The organism is Rhodoferax sp. UBA5149, assembly GCF_002413825.1.
GTDB lineage: Bacteria > Pseudomonadota > Gammaproteobacteria > Burkholderiales > Burkholderiaceae_C > Rhodoferax.
Window position 1 is genome coordinate 9,375 of sequence record NZ_DHXT01000012.1, and the last position, 4,625, is coordinate 13,999.

Sequence of the window (4,625 nt, forward strand, 5' to 3'; positions counted from 1 at the left end):
CGCAAGAAAGGCAAGCTGCCGTTCACCACGGTCGAAGAAACCTACGAGCTGGAGTACGGTAGCGCCACCGTCGAGCTGCACACCGACGCCGTCAAGCCCGGTGACCGCGTGCTGCTGATTGACGACCTGATCGCCACCGGCGGCACCATGATGGCCGGCAAGAAACTGCTCGAAAAACTCGGCGCTCATGTCATGGAAGGTGCGGCCATTGTGGACCTGCCGGAGCTTGGCGGATCCGACAAACTCCGGGCCGCGGGTCTGCCGCTTTTCACCCTGATCGATTTCGCCGGGCGCTGAAACCCGGTTGCACCGTCAGTTCAAAACCCCGTATTGGGTGCCGCTTAGCGGCGAGGCGCGCTGTTCCGGATCGACCAGTTGCGTGTCTTCGAATTCGTCTGCCGGTGCCGGGTTGCGGCGGCCCGATGTCACGATTTGACCCACCGCCGACAGCGGTGTGGCAGGCGTTGCATTGGCCAGTGCCCGTTTGAACGCCGCAACTTCATCTTGTTGCAGCGGCTCATACGGGGCGCTTGGCTTGGCCAATGGTGCCGGTGTTATGGCTGTTGCCGGTGGACGAGATGCTTGTGGTTCAGGTGCCTTTCTGGGCACTGGCGGCGCCGCGACTGACTGGCTCGGCGACAGGCCCGCCGTGACATGCTCGATCACGCGCCAGTAGACGGCCGTGACCAGAATGTCATGACGCTTCTTGGCCGCCTGAGCCATCAAGGCTTCGATCTCGGCCAGACGACCGGTATCCCCGGCAGAATGGTTGATCAGATCCATCATGATGAGGTACTGGCGCCCCGGTGCATCCAGCGACAGGACCTTGAATTTGTAGCTGGAAGCCAGCACACCGGCGCGCGTCATCGAGTCACGCACGACGCTGTAGAGGAGTTCACGACGCTCGAGGCGCTCAGTTTTCTCATTCGCCGCATGCATGACGGGCGGTGGGCCACTCTTCACGCGAAGCCGGTCATGGGGCATCAGGGGAAGCGTTGCATCCGTCTGTCCCAGGCCCGAACTTTCCAGTGCATGGGCTTTAGATGTCGGCTTTTTGCTGGTAAACCAATTGAATATTGACATATTTTCTTTCAAGTCACAGCGACACGTCTGCGTCGGTCCTGCATGCGTTTACAAACAATAGCACCCAGGGCCATGGTCAAAGCCAGGGCCGCACCGGGCAGGCGATGAGACAATTCAGCGAAACGCAGCGGCGTGATACTCCACATGCGGCATTCCGTCGCTGCCTGCACGGTCGCGTTGCGCGGCATGTGCGAGAAAAACCCGCCCTCACCCAAAACCGAACCCGCGCCCACGATGGCCAGCCGTATGCGGTCGCCCGCGTCCTCAAAATGCACCGTCAAACTGCCGGTTTCGACAAAATAAAGTGTGCGGTCCTGCGAACCTTGGGTGATCAGAATCTGGCTTTGCGCCAGCGTAAAAGGCTGCATGTAGCTCGCCAGCGCCTGCCACTGGTCAGGCGTCACCGAGCGGCTGAGGGCGTCTTCGCCATGGTTATGCACAAATGCCTCGATCAAGCCTTTGATCGACTGCTTATTGGAGAACTGGGAATTTGCATTCATGACACGCTCACCTTAGCTTTAATTTTCAGTCAATGCAGCGCGTGCGGATAGCCACGTGCTTTGGCGCAAAGCCCAGCTATTTGCCGATACAGAATGCGGAGAATATCACCCCCAGAAGGTCATCTGAGCTAAATTCACCGGTTATTTCACTCAAAGCGTTTTGTGCCAGGCGCAGCTCTTCCGCCAGCAGGTCCAGCGCCTGCGCCTTGGCGGCCAAATGGGCGTCGGCCTGCATCAAATGCTCATCCACCCGGCGCAGTGCCTGCACATGCCGTTCCCGGGCAATGTAGACGCCCTCGGGGGCAGACTGCCAGCCCGCCACCTCCAGCAGCCTGCGGCGCAAGCGGTCCAGGCCAGCGCCGGTTTTGGCTGACAGGGTCAGACCCGCGTCGCGATCCGGAGCCGCCATGACATCGGCTTTGTTCCAGATATCGATGACGGGCACTCTTGCAGGCAGTTTTTGGGCCAGCGCCCCCGTGATGATTGCGTCATCAGCTATGTAATCTATAGCATTCATGCGGGTCAGGTCGTGCAGAAACAAAACCGCGTCCGCCGTCTCGATGGCATCCCAGGCGCGTGCAATACCGATTTTTTCAATCTCATCCTCACTGTCGCGCAAGCCGGCCGTGTCGATCACATGCACCGGCACGCCCTCGATCTGGATGGTTTGTTGCACCTTGTCGCGGGTGGTGCCGGCAATCGGCGTGACAATCGCCAGCTCGGCGCCCGCCAGCGCGTTGAGCAGGGACGATTTTCCGGCGTTGGGCTGCCCCGCAATCACCACCTTGATGCCTTCGCGTAACAGCGCGCCTTGCCGCGCTCTTTGCAGCACGGCGCACAGGGTTTGCTGCAGTTTTGAGAGCTGCCCGTGCGCGTCCGCCTTGCGCAGGAAGTCGATTTCTTCTTCCGGAAAGTCCAGCGTCGCCTCCACCAGCATACGCAAGTGGATCAGCGCGTCCCGCAGGGCATGGATTTCTTTGGAGAAGGCCCCCGACAAAGATCGGCTGGCGCTGCGCGCTGCGGCCTCGGTGCTGGCATCAATCAAGTCGGCAATCGCCTCGGCCTGCGCCAGATCAATCTTGTCGTTGAGAAAAGCGCGCTCTGAAAATTCGCCCGGCAACGCGACCCGCAGGCCCGCCAAATGGGGCGTACGCGTCACCGGATCAAGTTCTGCACCCGCTTCCAGGGCCCGGGCGAGCAACAGCTGCAACACCACCGGCCCGCCGTGGGCCTGCAGCTCCAGCACATCCTCGCCGGTAAACGAATGAGGTGCCGGAAAATAAAGGGCCAGACCCTGGTCAATCGCCAGTCCGGCGCGGTCAAGAAACGCGGTGTAAGTGGCCTCGCGGGCCACGAGCGGGCGGCCGCACAGGGTCTGAACCAGGGCTCCGAGATTTTTCCCGCTGACCCGCACAATGCCCACCGCGCCCCGGCCGGGGGCGGTGGCAATGGCGGCAATGGGGTCCTGATGACGCGCCAGCATGAGATTGCAGTCTGCTCAGAGCGCCATCACCAGCATTGCAGACGGTAGGTTCAAATTCAGAACTTGGGCAGGTTGAACTGCGGTGGCACACCCATGCGGGTGTTGATGATCCACTGCTGCGTGATCGACAGAATGTTATTGGTGATCCAGTAAATCACGAGACCCGCCGGGAAGAAGAAGAACATGACGCTGAACGCCAGGGGCATGAACCACATCATCTTGGCCTGCATGGGGTCCGGCGGCGCTGGGTTGAGGGCGGTCTGCAACACCGTGGTCAGTGTCATCACCAGCGGCAAGATGTAGTACGGGTCAGGCAATGAGAGGTCATGAATCCACAAAATCCAGGGTGCATTGCGCATTTCAACGCTGGATAGCAAAACGTTATACAAAGCAATGAACACCGGAATCTGGATCATGATCGGGAAACAGCCACCCATCGGGTTGACTTTTTCTTCGCGGTAGATGCGCATCATCTCCTGTTGCATCTGCTGCGGTTTGTCCTTCAGGCGTTCCCGCATTTCAGTGATTTTCGGGTTGACGGCCTTCATCTTGGCCATGCTGGCATAGGCCTTGGCATTGAGCCAATAAAAGGTAATCTTCAGCAATAGCACCAGAGCCATGATGGACCAACCCCAGTTGCCGACAAAGCTGTGTATTTTGTCGAGCAGCCAGTACAGTGGCTTGGCCATGATGGTGAGATAGCCATAGTCTTTGACCCGCTCTAACCCCGGTGATAAGACTTCCAGCATCTTTTCTTCCTCGGGGCCAGCAAAAAACGTCGCATCCACGGTCTTGCTGCTGCCTGGCGCAATATCGTTTAAGGACGTGATCATGCCCACAGCATACAAATTGGTATCTACCTTGCGCATGAACAGATCGCGTTTGATGCCGTCACCCAGCACCCAGGCGCTGGCAAAGTAGTGCTGCACCATGGCGACGTAACCGTTGTCTGCGCTTTTCTCGATATCGACTTTGTCGCTTTCGATGGTCTTGAACTCAACCTTCTGGTATTTCTTAGCCTCGGTATAAACCGCCGGGCCGGTGAAGGTGGAGTAGAAAGAAGACTCGCCCAACGGCTTGTTGCCATCGCGCACCAGCTGCAGGTACAACTGCGGCGACACCGGGAGGGTGCCCACATTGATCACTTCGTGTTTGACATCCACAGCATAGGCGCCACGGGTCAGGGTGAAGGTTTTCACCAGTTTGACCCCGCCCAGCTCAGGGGACTCAAACCGGACCACCAGCTCTTTACCGCCGTCCTGGAGCGTGCGCTCACCCGGCGCAACGCTCATCACCGTCTTGTGGGTGGGCAGGGTGCCGCCCGCCGCCCCGGCGATCAGACCCGTTTGCGCCATATAGGTGCGGTCCTTGTTGCTGTCCAGCAGAACAAACTTCCTGGTCTTGTCGGACATGTCGACGTGCTTGAGGAACTCGGTCTTTACCAGCGAACCGCCTTCGGTGTCAAACGTCAGCTTGAGCACATCGGTCGTCACCACCAGGCGCTCACGCGGCGCGGCTGGCGCGGCAGTCACAGAGGCTAACTGGGCTGCAGCCCCCGT

General features: G+C 59.4%; 5 protein-coding genes. 1 reads left to right on the forward strand and 4 read right to left on the reverse strand.

Annotated elements, in window-relative coordinates; all coding sequences use genetic code 11:
• A partial coding sequence (locus B3V69_RS00865; RefSeq protein WP_296442913.1) for a purine phosphoribosyltransferase family protein occupies positions 1 to 297 on the forward strand: 297 nt, incomplete at its 5' end.
• 15 nt (positions 298 to 312) lie between these two features.
• Here the strand turns inward: B3V69_RS00865 and B3V69_RS00870 are convergent.
• The 4 genes from B3V69_RS00870 to yidC all read right to left on the reverse strand — a co-directional run.
• Positions 313 to 1,083: a hypothetical protein gene (locus tag B3V69_RS00870; RefSeq protein WP_296442914.1), complete on the reverse strand. Its 771-nt coding sequence runs from the start codon at positions 1,081 to 1,083 to the stop codon at positions 313 to 315.
• Between the two features lie 8 nt (positions 1,084 to 1,091).
• The gene (locus tag B3V69_RS00875; protein WP_296442916.1) at positions 1,092 to 1,583 is read right to left on the reverse strand and encodes a Crp/Fnr family transcriptional regulator; all 492 of its coding nucleotides are present in this window, start codon (positions 1,581 to 1,583) and stop codon (positions 1,092 to 1,094) included.
• Between the two features lie 76 nt (positions 1,584 to 1,659).
• Entirely contained in the window at positions 1,660 to 3,066 is a 1,407-nt protein-coding gene (gene mnmE, locus B3V69_RS00880; protein WP_296442918.1) for a tRNA uridine-5-carboxymethylaminomethyl(34) synthesis GTPase MnmE, read from the reverse strand.
• Between the two features lie 56 nt (positions 3,067 to 3,122).
• The coding region (yidC, locus tag B3V69_RS00885) for a membrane protein insertase YidC (protein ID WP_296442920.1) at positions 3,123 to 4,625 on the reverse strand (1,503 nt) is incomplete at its 5' end.